The following is a 22811-nucleotide window of genomic DNA, read 5'->3' as shown; positions in this document are numbered from 1 at the left end:
GGGAGGGAACACATGACCATAACAGCAGCCCAGCCGGCGGATACGATGTCCGCCGCAATCCTCACCGGACCAGGTGAAGTGCATATCGAAACCCTGCCACTGCCACATCCAGGCCGCGGCCAAGTTCGCATCAGACTTGAAGGCTGCGGTGTCTGTGCCTCCAACCTCGTCCCCTGGGCGGGGCCGGATTGGATGGAGTTCCCGGCCGAACCAGGGGCCCTCGGCCATGAAGGCTGGGGAATAATCGACGCAGTCGGCGAGGATGTGCATGGCTTCGCTGCGGGTGATCGCGTCGCGGCACTCTCCTACCACGCCTATGCAACACACGACATTGCGGACCAGACAGCCCTCGCCGCACTACCCGCAACGCTTGCGAGTCAACCCTTTCCTGGCGAACCGCTCGGCTGCGCCTTCAATATCTTCCGTCGCAGCGCGATCAAGCCGGGGGAGACCGTGGCGATCGTGGGTATCGGTTTTCTCGGAATCCTTCTGACCGAACTCGCGAGCGCTGCAGGCGCGCAAGTCATCGCCATCTCGCGCAGGCCTTCCTCGCTTGCATCGGCAGAACGCGTCGGCGCAAGCCATGTGGTTGCCATGGACGATCATTGGCGGATTATCGAGGAGGTGAAGGAACTGACCTCGGCCAACTTCTGTGACTGCGTTATCGAAGCCGTCGGCAAGCAATGGCCGCTCGATCTTGCAGGCGAACTGACAAAGGAGCGGGGGCGACTGGTTATCGCAGGCTATCATCAGGACGGCCCGCGGCAGGTCAACATGCAGCTCTGGAACTGGCGCGGCCTCGATGTGATCAATGCACACGAGCGGGATCCCGCCGTATACATGCGCGGCATCCATGAGGCGATCGCGGCCACGGCCGCCGGGCGGATGTCGCCCTCACCACTCTATACGCACAGGTTTCCGCTCGAACAGCTCGGGGCGGCGCTGGACATGGCCCGCGACCGGCCGGAAGGTTTCATCAAGGCGCTGGTGATCTACGATGAGTGATGCGACGCCGCTTGCAATGACCCGAAATGTCCTCAGCCGGCCTCGTATCGGCTTCCTCGGAGTTGGAAGGATCGGCCTCCATCGCATGAAAGCGATCGTCGACACCGAAGCCGTCGAAACCGCCGCGATCTTCGACCCCTCACCGGAAATGGCCGCTGCGGCTCGAGAGTTGACGCCCGAGGCCTCAGTCGTAAGTTCCTTCGAGACCCTGCTCGACCAGCAGCTGGACGGCCTCGTAATCGCTTCGCCAAGCGCGCTTCACGCTGCCCAGTCGATCGTGGCGCTCGAGCAAGGCGTGGCAGTTTTCTGCCAGAAGCCCCTCGGCCGCACGCGCGATGAGGCCGCAGCCGTGGTCGATGCGGCCCGCCGCGTCAACAGGCTATTGGGCGTGGACCTTTCCTACCGTTACACGGACGGAATGCGACAGATCCGCGATTTGATTGTCGCGGGCGAACTCGGCACCGTTTTCGCGGTGGATCTCACCTTTCACAACGCCTACGGGCCAAGCAAGCCATGGTTCTACGACAAGGCGCTCTCAGGTGGCGGTTGCGTCATCGACCTCGGGGTGCACCTCGTCGATCTCCTCCTTTGGGTTCTGGACTTCCCGGACGTCGTCGGGATCGAAAGCCGGTTGCTGTGCAAGGGCGCTCCTGTCCACCGCGACGACGAGGTGGAAGACTACGCCGTTGCGACCCTCGAACTGGCGAGCGGCGTTGTTGCCCGCATCGCATGCTCGTGGCATTTGCAGGCTGGACAAGATGCGGTGATTGCCGCCGACTTTCACGGCACCGGAGGCGGCGCCAGCTTTAGAAACGTGAATGGATCCTATCTCGATTTTTCGGCCGAACGGTATCGCGGCACCCAACGTCACGTGCTGACGCTTCCTCCTGACGCCTGGGGCGGACGCGCGGCAGCGGCATGGGCGAAGCGCCTGGCCGCAGGTGAGCGCTACGATCCCCACAATGACCGTCTTGTCGCGGTGGCGGATGTCCTCGACAGAATTTACGGGCGATAGGCGGCACTCCCCTCGCGCGGATCACATGCCGTCGGCTTCGAGACGACGCACCAGAAGTTTCGCGTAACGTGACGCGGTCGCGTCCAGCCGAGGAACTTCGTCCGCGGAGCCTGTCGGCTTTGCCGAAATCCAGAGGCCAAGCTGAAACGCCAGATAACAGAGCTCGAGGACTGCCTGGAGGTTCGGATTCAAGTCTCTAGAACATCCCTCGGATACGACCGCGCGCAAATCGGCCAATTGCTCCACCGAAAGCCCGAGCTCGACGCCTGCCCCTGCCAGATCCCAGGCGATGTCCTGGCGGCCAACCAAGTCATGGGCGGCACTGTGGTCGAGCGCATCGGTCTTCAGAAACCCCCGGTCGCCTCCCGCAAGCCATTCCCAGCGGTGCAGCCGATTGTCGGTATCGACTGGCTTTAGGAAGCGCTCATAGCGCTCAGCATTGCCAAGCAGGGCCTTCAGCCGCAATGCCGCCGCCGTGCCCAGAGCCTCCTTGGTATTCACCGTCGCCATCTCGCACAGCTTCGAAAGCGATGCTCCAGATGTCGCCGGTCGCGGCAGGCTGCGTGCCCGAAAGGCCAGGTACCGGCCGAGATGCTCAACGAATTTCGTCTGACGAAACTCGCTCGGCGCGACCGGTCGGCCCGCTATCCACCTCTCGACGAGGAAGCCGTGGCACAATCCTGCGACGGGAGGCGTGAAGCCTGCCTCCGCCAGGAGACGCGCCTTGAGCAGCTTGCGCTGGCCCACGTCGCCGAGGCCGGCAAATTTGACGAGCCACGTACCATCGGTCGTATGGGCGAGGAATTTTCTGCGTTCGAATCGGCGGTCTACCACCGGCCAGGCACGGTGATCCTCACGAATTGCCTTCCGCCAGACGCCCGCCGAAATGTCTTCAAGCGGCCTTTCGAGCGGGCCGATGAGCTCCGTGACCCAGGAGGCGAGACCGTGGCAGCCTTCCAAGAGGAGATCATCTGCGTCGAGCACATGATGAGGGCTTGCAGCCCAGCGCTTGCGGTGGCAGCTGCTCGATTCCGGCCCAAGTCCTCCCTTGTGTCCGGGGAAGAAGTGAATGTGCCTGGTGCCGACGCCATGGTCCTCAAGCCAGTCCGCCACGCTTCCGAACGAACTGCCGGAAAGACCCGGCCCCTCGTCGACAATGGCAAAACGCGCCGTGGGATCGCGTAGCAGCCGGTGCGAAAGCCGTGGCGCGACCGCAATGCGCTTTTGAAAAGGTGGGCCCGCTGGCCGAAGCGTCACGGGTTCGGCGGCACCGATGGAGGCGGCGACCATTGCGGAGAGGCTGGTTCCGATGCTTCGCAGGCCGATTACGGTCGTGTTTGCCGCAAGTCCGGAGCGCATCGCGGCTTCGGCATAGCATTCCGGGTAGAGACCGTAAAAACTGTAGCCTTCCGCCTCGCTGACGCAAAGCGAACACGGCACCCGCAGATGAACCAGCAGAGCCGTGACACGCGGCGGCACGGCAAGCGGCCCCTCCAGTTCCTGACGCCACGATTGGACGACGAGCCGTGCCAGGTCGAGGAGAAGGAGGCTGCCGATGTGGCGCCACGCAGAGACGTCATCGACCGCCCCTTTTTCGAACTCGATGTCCAACAGTCCCTGCACGAGTTCTCCGACCTTGAGCAGGATCCCGACGAGCGCGGCATGGCGCTCGATCCCCGGCGGCTGATGTTCGAGTCCGCGCAACTGGGCGGCGATAGCCGCGCACAAAGCGTCGGCGCGCTCCAAACGCGTGACGGCACCGAATACAAGCATGCTCCACCCATTGCTTCACGTTTGCCTTCAACGCGCCGCGGGCCGAATCGATCCGGCGCGCAAGAAATCGTGGAAGGAACCATTCGGCCACGCGGTGGTTTGGCCAGCATTGTAGCTGCGCAGGAGTTGCAGACTGATGCGATCGAAATCAATTCGGGTCGGGCTGGTGGGGATCGGGAACTGCGCATCCTCGCTTGTTCAGGGGCTGACGTTTTATAAGGGTGCGAGGGAAGATGACCCCGTTCCCGGACTGATGCATGTCAACCTCGGTGGCTACCACGTCCACGATATCGAAGTTTCCGCAGCTTTTGATGTCGCCGCGGCGAAGGTTGGACATGACGTGGCAGACGCAATCTACGCGCCTCCTAACAACACTTTCCGCTTCGCCGATGTCGCCGCCAGCGGCGTCGTTGTCCAACGCGGCAGAACACTCGACGGCATCGGACGGTACCTGCGCGATGAGATAGAGGAATCCGACAAGCCTGAGGCTGATGTCGCGGAGGTTTTGCGGCAGACGGAAACGGACGTCCTGGTCTCCTATCTCCCCGTTGGCTCAGAAGTTGCGACACGCTGGTATGCGGAGCAGGCGCTGGCCGCCGGTTGCGGTTTTGTCAACTGCATTCCCGCTTTCATCGCCTCCGACAGTTCGTGGCAGCGCAAATTCGCCGAACGCGGGCTTCCGCTGATTGGTGATGACATAAAGAGCCAGGTCGGGGCAACCATCGTGCATCGGCTGCTCGCCAATCTCTTTCGCGACCGGGGGGTGCGCATCGACCGGACCTATCAGCTGAATTTTGGCGGCAACACCGACTTTCTCAACATGCTGGAGCGTGAACGGTTGGTATCGAAGAAGATTTCGAAAACGCAATCGGTTGTCAGCCAGATGGACATTCCATTGGCCGCCAACGACATTCATGTAGGTCCCAGTGACCACGTGCCTTGGCTTGCCGACCGCAAGTTCGCATACATCCGCGTCGAAGGCACGACATTCGGCAACGTCCCCCTCAATGTCGAACTGAAGCTCGAGGTGTGGGACTCACCCAATTCGGCTGGCGTGGTAATCGATGCGATCCGGTGTGCGAAACTAGCCATGGACCGCGACATCAGCGGTCCATTGATCGCCCCGTCGAGCTACTTCATGAAGTCCCCGCCACAGCAATTCACCGATGCCGAGGCACGCAGGCGCCTGGAGGAATTCATCGAAGGCGATACCGACGCACTCCTGGGGGCGGCAGAGTGACGACCACTTTTCTGCTGGTGCGGCACGCTGCGCACGACAACGTCGGCAGCTTTCTCGCAGGTCGATCGGCCGACGTTCCGCTCGGCGGCGCCGGACGCGAACAGGCCACGCGCCTGGCAGCGCGTCTCGCGCGTGAGGACATCGGCGCGATCTATGCCAGCCCCCGCAAACGCACGCAGGAAACGGCAGCGGCCATCGCTGCCGTCTCGGGGCTCGGCGAGGTTAAAACGGTCGATGCGCTGGACGAAGTCGACTTCGGCAGTTGGTCAGGCAAGACTTTCGAAGTCCTCAACTCGGACCCGCTTTGGCGCCAATGGAATTGCACACGGAGCCTGGTACGCGCCCCTGGCGGTGAGACGATGCTGGACGTCCAACAGCGGATCGTGGCGCTTGTCGAAACGTTGTGCACGCAGAGCGGCGGCGAAAAGATCGTATTCGTGAGCCACGCCGACGTCATTAAGGCGATGATCTGCCAAGTGCTCGGCCTATCGACTGACGCCTGGGCGCGCTTCGATATCGCCCCCGCCTCCATCTCCGCCGTGGTGGCAGGTGTTTGGGGGGCGAAGGTCCTGCAATTGAACGAAACCCAGGACGCGGCACGATGATGCAACGGAAGAAACACGGAGGGCGCTGATGATCGAAGCGGCCATGATCTGGAACGAGCCGAACAACAAGTCGCATTGGGATCCGGAGATCGACCCGGACTGGAGTCGTTTTGCACATATGGCGAAGCTGGCTGCCAATGCGATCCGAGACATCAATCCCGGCCTCAGGCGGGTGCTAGGGGGAATTTCGCCGATCGATCCAGATTTCATGGCCCTGATGAAATCCTATGGCGTCCTTGACCACGTCGATGCCGTGGCGGTTCATGGCTTTCCGCTTGACTGGAATCTTTGGCAAATCGAGGAATGGCCACTGAGGCTCGCGGAAATACGCGCCGTGACCGATTTGCCGATATGGATCAGTGAGGTTGGTGTTTCGACTTTCGGCGCCGAGGAAGTCCAGCTTTGGGGGCTGCAGAAGACCGCCGAGTTGCTCAAAGGCAAGGTCGAGCGGATCCAGTGGTACAGCCTCTACGACCTGCCGCGCGCTTGGGGTGCGACCACGCGACACAAAGAGGCCGAGGGCTCGTCCTATTACCGGCATTTCCACATGGGTCTCCTGCGTGAAGACGGTATGCCCAAACTGGCACTGGAAGAGTTTGCCCGGCACACGCCTGAGATCGGACTCGTGCAATGGTTCCATTTCGAGGATCCCCGGCTTGACGACGCCGTTTCATGGATGAAGCGCCTCGGCGTCACGCACCTACGCACCGGCCTGTCCTGGGCCGACCGCTTCCGACCTAACGCGCTGGCCTGGTTCGATCGCCAAATGGCCGCCCTTGAAGAATTCGACGTCACAATCACGTTCTGCTTTACCCCCGAGCACCGGGGTATGGCGCCGCACCACACAAGCGCGCCGGTCATGCCGGAAGAATTCGCCGATTTCTGCGCGGAAATGACGGGGCGTTATGCGCCCGGTTCATCGTCGCTCGATGTCCTGCCCGAGTCGGCCATTTCCGGGCAGATGCGGGAGACAAGTTTTCCGATCCAGCCGCGCGAATAGGTCACTCCCTGGTAAAAGGCGAGCATGGTCGAAGCCCACCGAGTATAGATCGCCGGCCAATGCAATATTCTGGCAAGTCGGAACACGCGGTGGCTTTGCGCGCTGACCAGACTGCGCAACCAGTAGATCGTCATCCGCCGGGGAACAAGACCGGCTCTTTGTGGGGCGACGCGCTTTTTCGGCGTGACGCCCCGGCGCGGCCGGCTCAGCCGAAAGGCGAGGCCTTCGCGTCTCTGCCTGAAGCCGGCAGCCTGTGTTCCGACCACGAATGCACTGTCGACCTCCTGCAATTCCAGCCGCCCTTCATTACGGGCGTGGTCGACGAGGCGTCGGAGCAGAGGAGAGCGAACGACGACGACATTCGTTCCGCGACCGTCGCTGGCATAAGGTTCTGCCCAGGCATCGCCAAAAGAAATGTCCGCGGTTTCGGCAACGACGTCGTCGCAAAAGTTGCATGCCGAGTTCTGGAAGAATCCCGCTCCCCAGTCCCCGTCGGCTAGATGCCACCAGTCCTTGCTCCGCGTGCTGCCGTCCTTCAGCAGCAGCCGGGCCGTGTACCAGTTCGCAGGGCGGGTGACATCTTTGACCCTGAAATCGACATCCGCGACAGCTTCGACTTTTTCCCCCAGCTGCCAGGCGATGCTCTCAACGAAACGAGTGCTCTTCATGTGTCCGCAGAAGAGGCCGAGCGTAAAGGCGACACGCTCGCGCAGCACCGGATCCTGCAGACATAAGAGATGCAGGGCCTTGATGAAACAGGGGATTCCGACGACTGCATAGCGACCGGGACAGCGGCTCATTTCATCAATGACCCCGGACAGCTCGACCGGATAGTAGCGCGACTTCGCCCCTGCGCGTACGTCCTCTGCGGTTCGCGACAGGCGGTAGTGGAACAATAACTCGGAGTCCTCGCTTCGAGGAACCACATGAGCGACGCCGTCGACCAGGTTCGTCTCCAGAAGCTCCACCGCTGTCCAACTGGCCATGCCACCGGAACTGCCGTCGGTCCGAAAGGTGTTTTCGCGGACATATCCCACATAGGCGGCTTCGAAGCGCCCAATGTGCGGATCGCAATGTTTTGCCGATGCAAACCGCTCACGAGCGATATCGTCTTCGTTCTTGGCATCGGGCGAGAACGGGCACAGTTGGGCGAATCCGCGCGGGTGGTGGGATGCCGGCGGCTTGAATTGCCCGTAATGATCAAGCCGCATGCCGGTGGCCCTTGCGTCAGATCGCGCAGTGCAGGCGCCGCAGCCGATGCATAGGCCCGATCTGTCCATCTGCTTCGGCGCGAGCGAGGTGCCATCGGGTGGCATCTGGCGTTCAGTTGAGGGCATCGGTCAGATAGTTCCGCGATTGGCGGCGAAGGTCGGCTAGTCGATCGGCGATGGCCTGGTCCGGCGCTTCGCCAAGAATAGTTTCATAGTCCGCCGGAGGCGTCTTCTGCGACATCACGTGCCGTTGCGCACCGACCAGGCGCGTGAGGTCGCAAATCTTATTGGAACGGTAGTCAGAAAGGGCGCAGACAAACGGTTTGGCGTTGAGGAGCGCGAATACGCAGCCGTGAAAGAAGTTCGTGGCGACAGCCTCGGCACCGGCGATGAAGCCCGCGAATTCGTAGGGCCCGCCGTCGAGCCACTGCTCGTCCGCCCAATCGTTGCGATAACCTATGCTGACCAGCGGGAGCGAGCGCGATTCTGCCGAGCGGCAAACCTCGTGTTGAAACCACAATGGGAATGAGTGGCCGTAAACGGCAACGTAGGGGCGGCGATCGGCAACGCTTCGACGAGTCGGGATCGTCTCCGGGAATTGCAGGCAGGGATCAAGGACGAGTACGGCCTCACGTCCAAGCGCCCTTTCGATAATTATCCTTGAATTCTCGTCGCGCACGGAAATGGCGTGAAATTTTTGCAGCTTGTCCGCCCAATAGCTCTCAAGCCCGTTCGCGGCGGGATGACTTCCGAACGTGGCCGCATAGGAAACGATCCTCTTTGCGGAAAGGCCTTCGCCATAGAAGAGCGGAACTCCGCCGTACCAGGGATGGCGAAGGTTCCAGACTTCGTCGCTGCCCACGACGACCAGATCGCAATCTTCCGGGGCGAGTGGCTCCTCAAGCGCAAAGGCTGCACTGAGCGGAAACGATGCGAATGCGTTCAGGAATTTCCTGATCTTCGAGGCGTAAAGCGAGATGTCCGGTCGCGCGGTCCTCGCGGGCAGCAGCGGCTGGAGCGCACAGCGCCATTCGGCGCGGCTGATACGGTCGGAACGATGGTCGAGAACCACGGGTTGGGCGCCGAGCGAACGAAGCCCCTGCACGAGGCAGAGTGCTTGCCAGAACGACCCGTAGTTGATGCAGCGGTGAAACGTCAGGACACCGAGCTTTGCCATGGCTTCTACCTCTCGGTTCATCTAACCGGCCTGGGCGAGGCAGGTTCCGCCGCAATCGTTCAACATTCCGGTGAGTATCAAAGCGATTTCACGGGGTCCGTTGCTCGCTCCGCAGAATGAAAGAGAGGTTTGTTTGCCGGCCGAGTCATGCATACCCGAGGCTCCGGCCCGAGCCTTACGTCATTGATGACAACAAAGTGGCGATCGGCGGCGCAACATAAACACAGCCACGCTCTACGCGTTTACCATGCGCAGCCGTGCCGACGGACAGCAGCGCCCGTCTATCGAAAATCTCCGCAAGCAGGTTGTGTCCGCCGACGTGGCCCCCGCCATAGAGCCAGGTCCGTCTCCCATCTGCTGACCGTCTGATGATCGCGCCGCATAGACGACCGTCGAAGGTTCCTTGCACATAGCCGTCGCGAAGCTCCGCGAGGGCTTCCCGAACTTGATCAGCACCTCCGACGGTAACTCTGACGCCGACGGCGTCATGGCGCGAGGCATTCCTCGCATATGCCACAACCGTCGACATCCATTCGCGAGGCCAAGCGCTTCTTTTGACAACAGAGGCACGTCACGGCGTTTCGCGAGTCTCCCTCATCCCGCTCTGGCGGGATAACTTCGATTTCGTGGTGGGGAAGATCTTGTGGTGTCGGCTCATCCATCTCGAGGCTCCATGTCGAGGAATGGCACCAGAGATAGGAAGCTTCAAGACCAGTGCAAGATGCTGGCGGGTAAGCCAGCTACTCCTCAAGAATGTCACCCATCGGTAGCGAGTGAATGGAACGAGCCGCCCTCACCTTCCCGGCCGCGCCAGTGACCTCGCGATGTCGATATCCTTCCATGGGCAAACGGATAAGCCCCTGCGTCGCGGCAGCTTGGCTATCGTGTCGATATCGGCTTCAAGCGCCGGCGTCACGACGTCCGCCTCGAGGCCGTCGTCACCGACCGAGCCTGCTTGCCGCAGCCGCCATCAGAGGTCTAGATGACGCAGCCGACATGATCTTGGGAATGACCCATTCTCTTTGACCTCCATCCGGGAATTTTTTGCCACCGTGGCTCCCCAGTCTGTGATGGCGCACGCTGGAGAGGTCGAAATCGATGTCGTGAACCGAAGGCCACCAGCTACCCGCCGCGAAACAACTCCCACTTGGTGGGTCGGAAGGCTATATCGGCGCGATCAGCCGAGGAGGCACGCTCGGGCGACAACTCGATCTCGACCGAAGACTGTTCCTTGCCGACATCCAATTCCAGGTGGCGCGTGCCCGCCACGCGCCGGCCTGCGGTAACGCGGCCAGTGAAACAGCTACCGGCACCGTCGACAAGTTCGACATCGTGCGGCCGAAAATAGAGGGTTGCCGGCCCATCCGGTTCGTTTGTCGCGCTGAGGCCGATCGGCCGCTCATCGAACCAGATCTCGCCACTCGCAAGCGTCACCTTCAGGCAGTTCGACTGACCGATGAAGCCGTACACAAAGGTAGAAACCGGGTAATCGTAGATCTCGTCTGGCGTGCCGACCTGCTCGATTACACCCTTGTTCATCACGACAACCCGGTCGGCGAGCTCGAGTGCCTCCTCCTGGTCGTGGGTGACGAAAACCGTGGTGTGACCAGTCCGATCGTGGATATCGCGCAGCCACCGGCGGAGTTCCTTGCGCACCTTTGCGTCCAGCGCGCCGAAGGGCTCGTCGAGTAGGAGAACGTTGGGTTTGACGGCCATGGCACGAGCCAGCGCCACCCGCTGTCGCTGGCCACCGGAAAGCTGCGCCGGATAGCGTTTTTCAAGCCCCGAGAGCTGCACCAGTTCGATGAGATCAAGCGCCCGCCGGCGGATCTCGTCGGCCGGCGGCCGCATCTTGCTGGGCCGCACCTTCAAACCGAAGGCAACATTGTCGAGCACGGTCATGTGGCGGAAGAGGGCGTAGTGCTGGAAGACGAAGCCGATGTTTCTTTCCTGCACCGTCTTCTTCGATGCGTCGTCCGCATCGAAGAAGATCATGCCTTCGGTCGGGCTTTCGAGGCCGGCGATGAGCCTGAGCAGCGTTGTCTTGCCCGAGCCGGAGGGACCGAGCAGCGCAATCAGTTCGCCGGAGTGAATATCGAGGCTGACATCGACGAGCGCCGGAAAGCGGCCGAATTCCTTGCGCAACTTCTGGACGCGGACTTCCATGAATGTCTCGTCCTTTCAATGCCGGCTCGCATTGCCGTGGCGAGTTCAACGCTTGGCTGCCTAGAACCTAACCCTATCGACGCGGCATATAGATCTCATCGAAAATCCCGCCAGTGTCGAAGAATTTCCGTTGAGCTTCCTGCCAACCTCCGAATTCGTCAATCGTAACCATTTTGAGATCGGCGAAGCGGGCGATGTCCTGAGGATCGGCAAGTTCGGGCCTGTAGGGGCGGTAGTAATGCTTGGCGACGATCTTCTGCCCAACATCGCTGTAGAGATAGTTGAGATAGGCTTCCGCCACCTTGCGCGTGCCCTTGTTGTCGACATTGCCGTCGATGAGTGCCACAGGCGGTTCGGCCTTGATCGAAATCGACGGCGTGACGATCTCGAAATTGCGTGGGCCAAGTTCCTCGAGCGCCAGATAGGCCTCGTTTTCCCAGGTGAGCAGCACGTCGCCAAAACCGCGCTGGACAAAGGTGGTCATTGCACCCCAGGCGCCAGTGTCGAGAACGAGAACATGCTTGAAGAGTTGCGCGACATATTCCCGCGCCTTGGCCTCATCGCCATTGTTAGCGGCACGCGCCCAGGCCCAGGCCGCCAGGAAGTTCCAACGGGCACCGCCCGAGGTCTTCGGGTTCGGGGCAATGATCTGAATGCCTTCCTTCGTCAGGTCTCCCCAATCCCTGATGCCTTTCGGGTTGCCCTTGCGGACCAGGAAGACGATCGTCGAGGTATAGGGAGCGCTGTTGTTTGGTAGGCGGCTTTTCCAATTGGCCGGGATCTTGCCAGTCGCCGCGGCGATCGCATCGACATCGGCCTCGAGCGCCAGTGTTACCACGTCTGCTTCAAGCCCGTCGATCACCAGTCGCGCCTGTTTTCCGGAGCCGCCATGAGAGGTCTGGATAGTCACCGTCTCTCCTGTATCTCTCTCCCATTTTTCCGCGAAGGCGGCATTGAATTCCTTATAAAGCGTTCGCGTCGAATCGTAGGACACGTTCAGGATCGTGGTGTCCGCGAGAGCGACACCTATAGAGCCAAGCTCAAGAATTCCAACCACGAAGGCACGCGTCACGACGCCGACAAGTCCATCCGTTCCCATCTCGACCTCCATGCTTGGCCCATGAAACTATCCCGCGAACGTCACGCGGAAAAGCCGAGACGACCATCGGGGCTGAGGGCCCAACTGGGCGGCTGGAACGAGATGCGTCGGCGGTTGCGCAGCACGTAGCGGGCGATGGTTTACGGCGAATTGTCATCCAGCAGCAAAATGCGACCATCCCAGTTGTTGCTTCCTGCAGAACCGGTACTCGCGACGGGCCGCGCTGACTGAGCTGCGCCGAGAAGCAGATCGCGCGGCGCATTCGCGTCCGACCGGGTTTCAGAGATAGTAACGAGAGAAATCGGGCGATCGAAATGCTCTTCCACCACCGAGCCAATCCAGAGGTTGGACGAACTCTCACCTGATAATTCGAAGTCACCTGCCCACAGCCGCAGAACGAAGCGCGATGCCTCCGGCATTTTGTCGTTGGGCAGCACAAGGGTGAGGCCCGGAAGCCTACCGCTCCTGAGACGAGGAACGACCGGCAATTCGACGGGAGCAGCCTTGTTTGTGAGCCAGCCGAGCGCGTTTGTCGCGGTCCATGGTGCAGGCATGTGCCAACCCTTGGTCTGCAAGTCCTACTGGATTGCTGGCAGGCCGCCGGCCCACTGGATCGTCAAGGGTTCCTCGATCTCGCCAAACATATCGATGCGGTTAGATGGAAGCCGTTGCCAACCGTTCGTACGCCATTCACCCGCCGTCATCGTGCGCACCACCGGTTTGAAGGCGTAACGTTCGGCGTCAAGGGAATGATGCCGATAGACGTTCAAGCCTCCCGCGAGACTGAGCGCCGTAGCGCTGACAGTCGCAAGTCCGATCGCGCCGTAAGGCTCAGCCGGCTTGCGGAGGTAGGTGAAACCGAGCACAGCGATCCAGGCAGTCCCGAATGCCAATCCTCCGGTCACATCGGAGAACCAGTGGGCCCCCAGATAGAGGCGCGAAAACGCGATCAGCAGCGCGACGAATGTGGCCGTAAACGCGACGGGAAGACGCCAGGCCCGGCGCAACCCGAGTGCAACCAGGAAGGCGAGGAACCCGTAGAGGACGGTGTTGGCGGTGCTGTGGCCGCTCGGAAAGGAGAATGCGCTGGAGCCCGTGTAAAGCGACTCCGCTGGACGCGTGCGATGAAGGGTAATCTTGATCACCGTGATGATCGCGGAAGCTCCGGCGATCGCAAGCAACCAGAATGCCGACGTTCGCCACGCGCGATTCCAGGCGAACCAGAGCAACACCGCAATTGTCACAGCTACGACGACGAAGGTGTCGCCCAATTCGGTGACCGCGATCATCACCGCGTCGCCGGGTGCTGTCCGCAGGTCCTGGAGAGCATTGTAGATTGCTGTGTCGGCCCTGACCAAAGGATCGCCGCTAACAACGTCTTCCAAGATACCGAAGAGGACGACAGCCAGAAGAGCGAGGAAGCGCATGTCCGGGCGCGAGGGATCAAGGAGATCCAGAGCGAACCGGCTGAAGCGCGAATCGTGAACGGCCGCCCACGTTCGCGCCCTCTGCGTTGCCACCGAAGCGAGCGGATGCGCTGAGATCGATGCGGTAACGACAGAAAAGAACGACGCCGCCATTCCGGACCGGCCCTTACAAAATCCTGGTAATCAGCCGGTCCAGTCGCATTCCCTCCCAATTGGTCCGGGCAAGGCTACCGATCGCGTGTGTAAGGAAGGCATCTGAGTCGTACATTTGCAGCTCCGTATCCTTGCTCTGAGGTCAGCTCGATCTATTTTGTGCTGCTACCTCGTGTCAGGCACTGGCCTGTGCAGAGAGCCGGGCGCGGACCATCACCAACCCCATCATAGTCAGCGCCGCGAATCCCGCGCCCGCGAGGAACGTTCCTTGCGGCCCTGCGAGATCCCAAAGCGCACCCGCGATGACACTGGCAAGCAGCAGAGCCAGCCCGGTGATCAAATTGAACATGCCGAAGGCCGTGCCGCGCAATTCCGCAGGCGATGTATCGGCAATCAGCTTCGCCAGCAGCCCCTGCGTGAACCCCATGTGCAGGCCCCAGAGAGCGACACCGAATCCGGCGCTGATGGCACTTTGCGCGAACGCCAGGGTGAGATCGGCGCAGACCAGCAGCACGAGACCGATAACGAGAATGGTGAACCGGTCCACCTTGTCTGAGAGGACGCCGGCGGGATAGGCCGAGAGCGAATAGGCCAGGCTCATTAGAACCAGCGCAAGCGGCACCAAAGCTATCGGCGTGCCGATCGACTGTGCCTTCAGGATGAGGAATGCCTCGCTGAAGCGGGCGAGCGTAAACAGGGTAGCGACGGCCACGACCCACCAGTAGGATTTGCCGAGACGCCCCAGTTCATCCTTGTGGAACGGCATGCGAACGCGTCGAAGCTCCTGCGGTCGCTCGGGCTCCTTGACCACGAGCAGCAGCACGCCGACAGACAGGAAGGCGGGAAGGACCGCAATCCAGAACACCGCCTGGAAATGCTCCGCTGTCAGCCACATGAGACCGATCGCCAGGAGCGGACCGATAAATGCGCCGACGGTGTCAAGCGACTGGCGCAGACCGAAGCTCGCGCCCCGCAGTTCTGGGGGAGCGATGTCGGCAACAAGCGCATCCCGCGGCGCACCGCGGATCCCTTTGCCGACACGGTCGACAAATCGAGCGGCAATAAGCCAATCGAGAGAAGAGGCGAGCGGAAAGATCGGCTTCGTGGCGGCGGCGAGACCATAGCCAAGCGCTGCGAGGAACTTGCGTCGACCCAGCCAGTCGCTTAGAGCACCCGAGAACACCTTGGTGATCGAGGCCGTTGCCTCGGCAATGCCTTCGATGATGCCGACCGCGAAGGCGGAGGTGCCGAGCACCGAGACCATGTAGACCGGCAGTAGCGCATGGATCATCTCGGAGGAGATGTCCATCAGCATCGATACGAAACCGAGTGCCCATATGCCGGCCGGGATACTGCGATATGTCGCCGGCCTCATCGTTGCCGTTGCCCCGTCCTGATTGATCATCTCATCGGTTCTCGTCGTGGGCGGCGAAAACTCGTTGGGCATAGCTGTCCAGGAGTTCCTCGCAGACACGCAGGCGCGCAGCGGCCTCTTCGGCGAGAGGGGCGCCGTAGAAGTCGAGCTTGCGGATCTTCTCCAGCCAGCCCTGCAGCTTCTTCAGGTCGGTGTCTTCTTCCTCGAGTTCGGCATAGGTGAATTTATCGATCGCAATCTCCTTGGCGATCTCTTTCTCGAAATCCGCGCAGCGTCCCAGAAACTCGCGGTACTGCTCGTCGCGGTCCGCGGTGAACCGGCTGACGACCTTGTCTTCCTGCGCACGATCAAGCGCCACCGTCTCGAGGATCACCGCTTCGCCGCCCATTTCGGAGACGTCGTTTTCCAGTATCTTCAGACGGCGGACGTGATCGTCCGTCTTCGGCAGCAGACAAACCCCGTTCTGCAGATAAACGGCGCCCATGCCTTTTAAGCGGCGCCACAGCGCGATGCGCTTGGCGGCCGGTTCGGACGGGACTTTGTAGGTCATGAGGAGCCAGGATGAGGAGGTCATTGTTCAGTATTAATGTAACGACCGTAACAAATCAACAGAACGCTGAGATCGGCACATAGAAGCCGATGAATGGGAGCTCTCCGTAGCTGCCGCAATTGTCCGCCGGTTCCGCTACGCTGGGCGCGATTTGATTTCATGACCCATCCGGGATAGAGGGCGCAAATGGGTTTAGCCATCCATGCTGATTGCATGACGGCATCCGAAGCAATTGATCAACACACGAGCGACAGGGCAGATATGAGCGACCAAAACGACGACTACGTCTACGACGAGGTGACCGGCGAATGGCGACCGGCTTCGGAAATCGCCGCGGAGGCTGCGAAAGCTGCGGAGGTCCGCGACGCATCCGGCAATGTTCTGGCAGACGGAGATTCCGTCGTCCTGATCAAGGACCTGAAGGTGAAGGGCGCCGGCCAGACGCTCAAACAGGGGACTGTCATCAGGTCGATCCGGCTCACCGACAATCCGGAGGAGATCGACTGCCGCCATGACGCGATCAAGGGCTTGGTCCTGCGTACCGAGTTCGTCCGCAAGCGATGATCGGCGAGATCAGGTTTCCGGCACGCTCGGCTCATCACGGATCGATTTGACCGCGACACCGTAAGACAGGGTCAGGATCGCCCTGCAAATCGCGTAGGATGGGCACGGGCTGCGAGTTCGTTCTGCGGGTGATGGAAACAAACCGCCGCCAGTGATGGCCGGCGGCGGAGAAATTCGTTCATTTCCGAAAACACCTTCCGGACCGCGGAGCGGTCGGACTGGTGCAACTGCACTCGAGCATCGCTGCCGGTAAGGACGAGCGGGGCCAGAGCCCTGCGAAGGACGAGTGGCCGCGAGAGCGCGCTTGAGCGCCAGCGGCAACAGGCGGACCGATCTACAACCGAGCCCATTCCCTTTCTCACCCTCGTGCTTTCGACGAGGAGAGGAGACCTGACTTTGCGCGCCTGGAGCGACGGTCCCGCGGACGGAATGAGGAATTCCTGAGTCTGAGCGGAGCAAAAAAAATGGGCCAGCGGAAACCGCGGCCCGTAAGGTGTGAAGGTAATTAAAACCTCCAGAGGGGAACAGCTGTTGCGGCGGCACTGGGAGGAAAACCGCCATGTGCATCAGCTGAGTGCGTTATGATCGTTTTTTGATCATTTGGAAAACAAAAATTGTGCAATGCAGCTATGCGCCTGCTGCACTGCAGTCAAATCCCACGAGACCCGCAACCCTTGCCGGCGGCATCAAGGAAACCGCCTTGATCGAGGCGCTTCACGAGCGCGAACACGTCGCCTTCGCGTCACTGAGGGGATCGAACCAGCCGCGCTCCTCGTGCGTGACGATGATGATGTCGCCACCGCGACGAACTCCACCGCCCGGCGGGTCCTCTCCTTCACGTCGGAACTCAACGACGCGTCATCTGGCGCTCGCTGATTAGCCACATCCACGCACTTCGGATTTTGCAAATCGTTTTGCAAAACGATTTGCAAAACGATTTGTGATCGCTTATTCAATGTGCATGACGACGATTGCGAAAGTTGCAAAGCGAGCTGGCGTATCTCTCACTACGGTCTCGCACGTATTGAACCACGCGGACCGCGTGTCGGCCGAAATGCGTCGAAGAGTGGAGGCGGCCATAGCCGAGCTGGGTTACGTGCCGAACCCTCAGGCCCAGAGCCTGCGCACGGGGCGAACCAACCTGGTGGCAATGCTGATCCCGGATATCCGCAACCCTTTCTATCCGGAACTCGTGAGAGCCGCGCAATCCGATCTCGAGGCGACGGGGCTGGATCTTTTGATCTTCAACACCGACGTTCCGGGCGGTCACTCTCAGGAACACAGCCACCAATATCTGAAACAGATACGCAACCGCCGGATCGATGGATTGATCGTCGGCGATTTTGCCCTGCATGGCATGCACGACACATTGATCGGCATAGACATTCCCACCGTCTTCATCGGTGACCTGCCCAACGCTGCGGTCGACAGCGTCAAGATCGACGATTTCAGCGGCGGCTACCAGATGGGCGCTTACCTCGCCAAGAAAGGCCACAGGCGCGTCGCACATGTCACGGGCCCGTCCTTCTTTGCCGAGGCCATGGCAAGGGCGGCCGGTTTCGAGCAGGGGCTTCGCGATCACGGTGTGGAACCAATCGCCGAGCTGCGGCGCGAGGGCACTTATCTCAGCCCGTCGGGACAGGAAGCCGTGGGCTGGCTGGTGGAGACCCATGGCGACTGCCTGCCTTCAGTCATCTTCTTCGGCAATTATCTCATGGCGGCGGGCGCGATCGCCGAACTCCATGATCGCGGCATTCGCATTCCGGAAGACGTTGCGATTGCCGTTTTCGGCGACCAGCCACAGCTGGAATATGTGCGGCCGCGGATCGCGCGTGTCGGCAACACCCCTTCGCTGCTTGCCCATAGAGCAACCGCCATGCTGCTCGAGCGGTTGTCGGGCGAGTATTCTGGGCCGCCTCGCTCGGAGGTGGTCCCCTGCATCCTTCACGCCTTCGACACGGCGTGAGGCGGAGCCGCCCCCGGAAGAGGACCGGGGGTGTCATTAGCAAACCCGGGAGGAAGTAAATGAGTGACAATAAGAAGGCTTTTCGGACACTGACGCGCCGTGGGCTGCTCAAGGGCGGCGCGGCGGTGGCCGGCGGCGTGGTCGGCCTCGGCGGATTTCCCTACATCAACCGCCTGGCGGTGCGGGCACAGGAAACGCCGCTGAAATTCTGGCAGTTCTATGCGCCGGGCGGGCCGGTGGCGAGCCAGGTCGCGTGGTTCGAAAAGACGGTCGCGGACTGGAACGACAGCCACTCGCAGAAGATCGAACTCGAGTTCATTCCGAACTCCGAGTATATCACTGGTCCGAAACTGGCCACCGCCTTTGCCTCCGGCGAAGGGCCCGACATCTTTATCATCTCGCCGGGCGACTTCCTGCGGTACTACAATGGCGGCGTCCTCAAGGACCTGACCCCCTTCATCGATGACACCGCCAAGGCGGACTTTCCCGGAAGCGTCATCGCCAACCGTATGGTGGACGGCAAGATCTTCGGCATCCCGATGGAGGTCGAGCCGATGGCCATGTATTATTCGGTCAAGGCTTTCGAGGAGGCTGGTCTCAACGAGAACGACGTTCCCAAGACATGGGAGGAGTTGCTCGAGGTCGCCAAGAAGCTCACGACACCCGAGCGCTTCGGGGTGATGTTCGAGACCCAGCCGGGATATTACCAGAACTTCACATGGTATCCCTTCCTCTGGCAGGGCGGCGGCGACTTCCAGACGCCGGAGGGCAAGAGCAGCTTCGATTCGCCGGCAACGGTGCAGGCGCTCAAATTCTGGCAGGATGCGATCAACAGCGGCGTGGCGCCGCGCCAGATCATGGGTGCAGGTGGACATGACACCATCGCCAACCTCGCATCCGGCTATGTCGCCATGCAGAACGTCGGCATCTGGGGCATTTCGCAGCTTCAGAGCAATGCCAAGGATTTCCCGTATGGCGTCTTCCCACTGCCCACGCCGCCGAACGGCAAATATGTGACCGTCGGTGGCGGATGGGCATTCGTCGCCAATGCCAAGGGCCGCAATTCCGACGCTGCGGGCGAATTCTGTGCCTGGGCCCTCGCCTCCATGGATCAGGGTTCGATCGACAGGGTCGCCACCTGGTGCACCAAGGGGAAATCCGACATGCCGCCGCGCAACAGCGCGCTGAAGGCGGGCGGCGAAGCCTTCTCAACAGGCATGATCGGCACGTTCGCCAAGGAGATCCACCCCGGTACCCGGGCGGAGCCGCGCGTGCCGCCGGAGGTCTACAAGATCATCTCCGACGCGATCCAGCAGACGCAACTGGGCGGCGCCGATCCGCAAGCCACCGCGACGGCCGCCTCCCAGCAGCTCGACGCGTTCCTTTCGAGCTACCAGGGTGCGCCGCTCCTTTGACGGCCAAACCGGCGGCCGCATCCGATGCGGCCGCCCCAGCAAGCTGGACATGACGCCATGACAACGATTGCCGAAACGGCCGCGCGGCGCAGGCACGCCGGCCGGACCCATTTTTCCGCCAAGCACCGCGAGTGGATCGCGGGCTATCTGTTCGTGTTGCCCGATGCGCTGGGGCTGCTCGTCTTTCTCGGCGTGCCGATGGCGCTATCCCTCGTGCTTAGTGTCTACGAGGTGAACGGCTTCGGCGGTTATTCCTTCGTCGGCGCCAGGAATTACCTGCGCATGTGGAACGACCCCCTATTCTGGAAGGGAGCGAAGGTCACCGCGCTCTACGCGGTCATGCTGGTTCCGATGCTCTACGTATGCGGCCTGGGTCTTGCCCTGCTCGTCCAGCGCACCGATCGCTTCAACGCTGTCATGCGTTCGATGTTCTTTGCACCGCATATGGTCAGCCTCGTCGTCGTCGCGCTCGTCTGGCAATTCATGGTGGTCGACAAGATCGGCGTGATCAGCAAGCTGACCGCCGCACTCGGCATCGGGGGTTTCTCTTTCCTTGGCGATCCGAACTTCGCGCTCATCACCATTGTCCTGGTCAGCGTCTGGTTCCTGATGGGGTTCTACATGCTGATCTTCCTGGGCGGTCTGCAAGACATCCCCCGCCAATATTATGAAGCCGCGATGATCGACGGGGCCGGGCCCATCGCCCGCTTCCGGTTCATCACCCTGCCACTTCTCAAACCCACGAGCTTTTTCGTGATCATGGTCTCGATGGTCGCGGCCGTTGCCGGGGCACAGGCCTTCGACATCATCTACGTCATGACCAAGGGCGGGCCTGCCAACGCCACGTCGGTGCTGATCGTCTACATCTACCAGCAGGCTTTCGGCTTCGGCGCCTTCGGCTACGCGGCGGCCATGGCCTCCATCCTGGTCGTGGCGCTCATGATCGTGACGGCGGTGTTCTTTGCCTTGACGCGAGGGGGACGTTTCCATCATGAGCAGTAAGCGCCCCCAGCCCTATTTCTCCCAGTCTCAAGTTACTCTGGTGCGTGGCCTCTGGATGGTAGTGACGGCCATCCTCGCCGTCATGACGCTGTTTCCGCTCCTCTGGATGGTGTCGATCGCCTTCAAGCCGGCGACGGAGTCGTTCTCGTCGAACCTCATCCCGCAGTCGCCGACCCTCGACAATTTCATCTATGTGCTGACCGGTGTTCCATTCATCCGCTACATGGTCAACAGCTTCCTCGTGTCGGCTACGGTGACGATCGTGGCGCTCTTCTTCCACACCATGGCCGGCTATGCGCTGGCGCGGCTGAGATTTCCCGGCCGCGAGGTGCTGTTTCTCTCGATTTTCTCGACGTTCCTCGTCTCGCTACCGGTGATCATCGTGCCGCTATTCGTCATCGTCAAAGCGATGGGCATGCTCAATTCCTACGCGGGGCTGATCATCCCGGCGATTTTCAATGCCTTTGGCATCTTCCTTCTCAGACAGTACTATCTGTCGCTGCCGAAGGAGATCGAGGAGGCCGCGCGCATCGACGGCGCGGGTTACTGGCGGATCTACTGGAGCGTCATTCTCCCCCTCAGCCGTCCCATCATGTCGGCACTGGCGATCCTGTTTTTCCTGGCCAACTGGAATTCCTTCCTGTGGCCGCTCACCATCACCTCCGACCCCAATCTCTGGGTCGTCCAGCTGGGGATTGCGAACTTCAAGAGCCAATATTCCGCATCCTGGAACTACATGATGGCCGCTTCCACGATCGTCGCCATCCCGACCCTCGTCCTCTTTGTGATCTTCCAGAGGCAGATCATGGATTCCCTCAAGACCAGCGGACTGAAGTGAGCCGCGACAGCAATTTGCACAGGAGACATTCGAATGACCAATGCCGGCCTCTCGCCCCTTCGCGGTCTTGCGAAGCTGCGCAACGCGAAAACGCGCCGCTTCTCCAGCTACGACCGCACCGGCGGCAATGACGACAGGCTGCATATCGAGCCCGGCAAGACGGTGGTGATCGGCGAATACGAAGGCGCCGGCATCGTCACCCATATTTGGGCGACGCTCGCGTGCGAGAGCGAGGATTTCCTGCGCAAGATCGTGCTCAGGGCCTATTGGGACGGGGAGACGGAGCCGAGCGTCGAGGCGCCCATTGGCGACTTCTTCGGAATGGGCCACGCCCGCACCGCCAACTATGCCAGCCTGCCGATGCAGGCGAGCCCTGAGGACGGCAAGGCCTTCAACTGCTACTTGCCGATGCCCTTCGGCTCGCACATGAAATTCACTGTCACCAACGAGGCCGAACACGATCTTCTCTTCTACTACTATATCGACCTCGAGCTTCACGATGTCCTCGAGGAGGACATGGGCCGTTTCCACGCCCAGTACCGCCAAGCCCGACCAGAGGGCATGAGCGAAGCCGGGCTGACCAACGAACAGTTCCTCTTCGGCGGCGAGAACATCGACGGCCGGCCGAACTACACGATCCTCGAAGCGGAGGGACGCGGCCATTACGTCGGCGTCCTCTACAGCGTCTACTCACGCCGTCGTTCCGAAATCTGGGATTGGTACGGCGAAGGCGACGACATGATCTTCATCGACGGCGAACAGGGATTGTCGGTGCCCGATACGGTTCGCAAACCCGATCCGCGCATCGGTGCGAAAGCGGCGTTGATAGAACCGCGGCCGGAGTCTGAACCAGGCGCCAATGACGCCTGGCCGCCGACCCTGCACGGCACGGGCACGGAAGACTATTTCAACACCGCCTGGTGTCCGACGCAGGAGTATAGCGCGCCCTATCACGGCATCATCGCGGCCGGCGGCCCCAACTGGACCGAGCCGGTGACGCTCTACCGCTGGCATATCGAGGATCCGGCAATCTTCCACAAGAGCATCCGGGTGACGATCGAGCACGGTCACGCCAACCGCCGCGCCGACGATATCTCCTCCGTCGCCTTCTGGTACCAGGCGGAGCCGCACAAGCCCTTCGGCAAGCTCCCCGATGTCGCGGACCGGGTGCCGACCTATCGCCGCCCGTTCCACAATATGGAAGCGGCAATGAAGAAAGCGAGAGGCTGA

General features: G+C 61.2%; 20 protein-coding genes and 2 pseudogenes. 11 read left to right on the top strand and 11 right to left on the bottom strand.

What is annotated here, in order from left to right; all coding sequences use genetic code 11:
• The first annotated feature begins 12 nt into the window (after nt 1–12).
• Both FKV68_RS26240 and FKV68_RS26235 read left to right on the top strand, forming a co-directional pair.
• Entirely contained in the window at nt 13–1005 is a 993-nt protein-coding gene (locus tag FKV68_RS26240) for an MDR/zinc-dependent alcohol dehydrogenase-like family protein (RefSeq protein WP_180943448.1), read from the top strand.
• Nucleotides 998–2020 carry a Gfo/Idh/MocA family protein gene (locus FKV68_RS26235; RefSeq protein WP_180943447.1) on the top strand — a complete coding sequence of 341 codons (1023 nt, stop codon included), beginning with the start codon at nt 998–1000 and terminating at the stop codon, nt 2018–2020. Before FKV68_RS26240 ends, FKV68_RS26235 begins: the two co-directional genes overlap by 8 nt.
• A gap of 21 nt (nt 2021–2041) precedes the next feature.
• On the opposite strand, the gene FKV68_RS26230 is transcribed toward FKV68_RS26235, so the two are convergent.
• Complete coding sequence (locus FKV68_RS26230; RefSeq protein ID WP_180943446.1) at nt 2042–3793, bottom strand: hypothetical protein; 1752 nt, start codon at nt 3791–3793, stop codon at nt 2042–2044.
• Nucleotides 3794–3929: 136 nt separating this feature from the next.
• On the opposite strand from FKV68_RS26230, the gene FKV68_RS26225 reads away from it, so the two are divergent.
• Genes FKV68_RS26225 through FKV68_RS26215 form a run of 3 tightly spaced genes read left to right on the top strand, consistent with a single transcriptional unit; the run spans nt 3930 to nt 6638 of the window.
• Nucleotides 3930–5033, top strand: a complete 1104-nt coding sequence (locus FKV68_RS26225; RefSeq protein WP_180943445.1) for an inositol-3-phosphate synthase — start codon at nt 3930–3932, stop codon at nt 5031–5033.
• Nucleotides 5030–5638: a histidine phosphatase family protein gene (locus FKV68_RS26220; protein WP_180943444.1), complete on the top strand. Its 609-nt coding sequence runs from the start codon at nt 5030–5032 to the stop codon at nt 5636–5638. The genes FKV68_RS26225 and FKV68_RS26220 overlap by 4 nt, the downstream gene beginning before the upstream one ends.
• A gap of 28 nt (nt 5639–5666) precedes the next feature.
• A complete protein-coding gene (locus tag FKV68_RS26215; protein ID WP_180943443.1) occupies nt 5667–6638 on the top strand; it encodes a glycoside hydrolase 5 family protein in 972 nt (323 codons plus the stop codon).
• On the opposite strand, the gene FKV68_RS26210 is transcribed toward FKV68_RS26215, so the two are convergent.
• The 9 genes and pseudogenes from FKV68_RS26210 to FKV68_RS26180 all read right to left on the bottom strand — a co-directional run bounded on the left by FKV68_RS26210 (nt 6542) and on the right by FKV68_RS26180 (nt 15820).
• Nucleotides 6542–7975, bottom strand: coding sequence for a Coenzyme F420 hydrogenase/dehydrogenase, beta subunit C-terminal domain (locus FKV68_RS26210; RefSeq protein WP_180943442.1), 1434 nt, complete (start codon nt 7973–7975; stop codon nt 6542–6544). The two genes, FKV68_RS26215 and FKV68_RS26210, sit on opposite strands and share 97 nt — an antisense overlap.
• A complete protein-coding gene (locus tag FKV68_RS26205) occupies nt 7962–9026 on the bottom strand; it encodes a polysaccharide pyruvyl transferase family protein (RefSeq protein WP_180943441.1) in 1065 nt (354 codons plus the stop codon). Before FKV68_RS26205 ends, FKV68_RS26210 begins: the two co-directional genes overlap by 14 nt.
• An 874-nt stretch (nt 9027–9900) precedes the next feature.
• Nucleotides 9901–10004: pseudogene (locus tag FKV68_RS33685) on the bottom strand (sulfate transporter subunit); the annotation flags it as partial.
• A gap of 144 nt (nt 10005–10148) precedes the next feature.
• Nucleotides 10149–11192, bottom strand: coding sequence for a sulfate/molybdate ABC transporter ATP-binding protein (locus FKV68_RS26200; RefSeq protein WP_180943440.1), 1044 nt, complete (start codon nt 11190–11192; stop codon nt 10149–10151).
• Nucleotides 11193–11265: 73 nt separating this feature from the next.
• Nucleotides 11266–12291: a sulfate ABC transporter substrate-binding protein gene (locus tag FKV68_RS26195; protein ID WP_180943439.1), complete on the bottom strand. Its 1026-nt coding sequence runs from the start codon at nt 12289–12291 to the stop codon at nt 11266–11268.
• 140 nt (nt 12292–12431) lie between these two features.
• Nucleotides 12432–12866, bottom strand: coding sequence for an LssY C-terminal domain-containing protein (locus FKV68_RS33420; RefSeq protein WP_269808476.1), 435 nt, complete (start codon nt 12864–12866; stop codon nt 12432–12434).
• A gap of 3 nt (nt 12867–12869) precedes the next feature.
• Nucleotides 12870–13871: a phosphatase PAP2 family protein gene (locus FKV68_RS26190; protein ID WP_245181377.1), complete on the bottom strand. Its 1002-nt coding sequence runs from the start codon at nt 13869–13871 to the stop codon at nt 12870–12872.
• Between the two features lie 175 nt (nt 13872–14046).
• A complete protein-coding gene (locus FKV68_RS26185) occupies nt 14047–15276 on the bottom strand; it encodes an MFS transporter (protein WP_180943438.1) in 1230 nt (409 codons plus the stop codon).
• A gap of 1 nt (nt 15277) precedes the next feature.
• Entirely contained in the window at nt 15278–15820 is a 543-nt protein-coding gene (locus FKV68_RS26180) for a Chromate resistance protein ChrB (protein ID WP_180943437.1), read from the bottom strand.
• Nucleotides 15821–16057: 237 nt separating this feature from the next.
• Here FKV68_RS26180 and FKV68_RS26175 point away from each other — a divergent pair, with 237 nt between their 5' ends.
• Nucleotides 16058–16360 (top strand): alkylphosphonate utilization protein, encoded by a 303-nt coding sequence (locus FKV68_RS26175; protein ID WP_180943436.1) that lies wholly within the window; start codon nt 16058–16060, stop codon nt 16358–16360.
• Nucleotides 16361–17011: 651 nt separating this feature from the next.
• Here FKV68_RS26175 and FKV68_RS33895 read toward each other — a convergent pair.
• Nucleotides 17012–17250, bottom strand: a pseudogene (locus FKV68_RS33895) (hypothetical protein); the annotation flags it as partial.
• Nucleotides 17251–17321: 71 nt separating this feature from the next.
• On the opposite strand from FKV68_RS33895, the gene FKV68_RS26170 reads away from it, so the two are divergent.
• Genes FKV68_RS26170 through FKV68_RS26150 form a run of 5 tightly spaced genes read left to right on the top strand, consistent with a single transcriptional unit; the run spans nt 17322 to nt 22811 of the window.
• Entirely contained in the window at nt 17322–18326 is a 1005-nt protein-coding gene (locus FKV68_RS26170; RefSeq protein WP_180943905.1) for a LacI family DNA-binding transcriptional regulator, read from the top strand.
• 59 nt (nt 18327–18385) lie between these two features.
• Nucleotides 18386–19741: an ABC transporter substrate-binding protein gene (locus FKV68_RS26165; RefSeq protein ID WP_180943435.1), complete on the top strand. Its 1356-nt coding sequence runs from the start codon at nt 18386–18388 to the stop codon at nt 19739–19741.
• Between the two features lie 57 nt (nt 19742–19798).
• Nucleotides 19799–20743 carry a carbohydrate ABC transporter permease gene (locus tag FKV68_RS26160; protein ID WP_180943434.1) on the top strand — a complete coding sequence of 315 codons (945 nt, stop codon included), beginning with the start codon at nt 19799–19801 and terminating at the stop codon, nt 20741–20743.
• Nucleotides 20733–21581 (top strand): carbohydrate ABC transporter permease, encoded by an 849-nt coding sequence (locus tag FKV68_RS26155; protein WP_180943433.1) that lies wholly within the window; start codon nt 20733–20735, stop codon nt 21579–21581. The genes FKV68_RS26160 and FKV68_RS26155 overlap by 11 nt, the downstream gene beginning before the upstream one ends.
• A gap of 33 nt (nt 21582–21614) precedes the next feature.
• Nucleotides 21615–22811, top strand: a complete 1197-nt coding sequence (locus FKV68_RS26150; RefSeq protein ID WP_180943432.1) for a glycoside hydrolase family 172 protein — start codon at nt 21615–21617, stop codon at nt 22809–22811.

The sequence above is a fragment of the Sinorhizobium mexicanum genome (genome assembly GCF_013488225.1).
Lineage (GTDB): Bacteria > Pseudomonadota > Alphaproteobacteria > Rhizobiales > Rhizobiaceae > Sinorhizobium > Sinorhizobium mexicanum.
The sequence above is the reverse complement of the archived record's forward strand: the minus strand, read 5'-3'. Positions and strand labels throughout refer to the sequence as shown.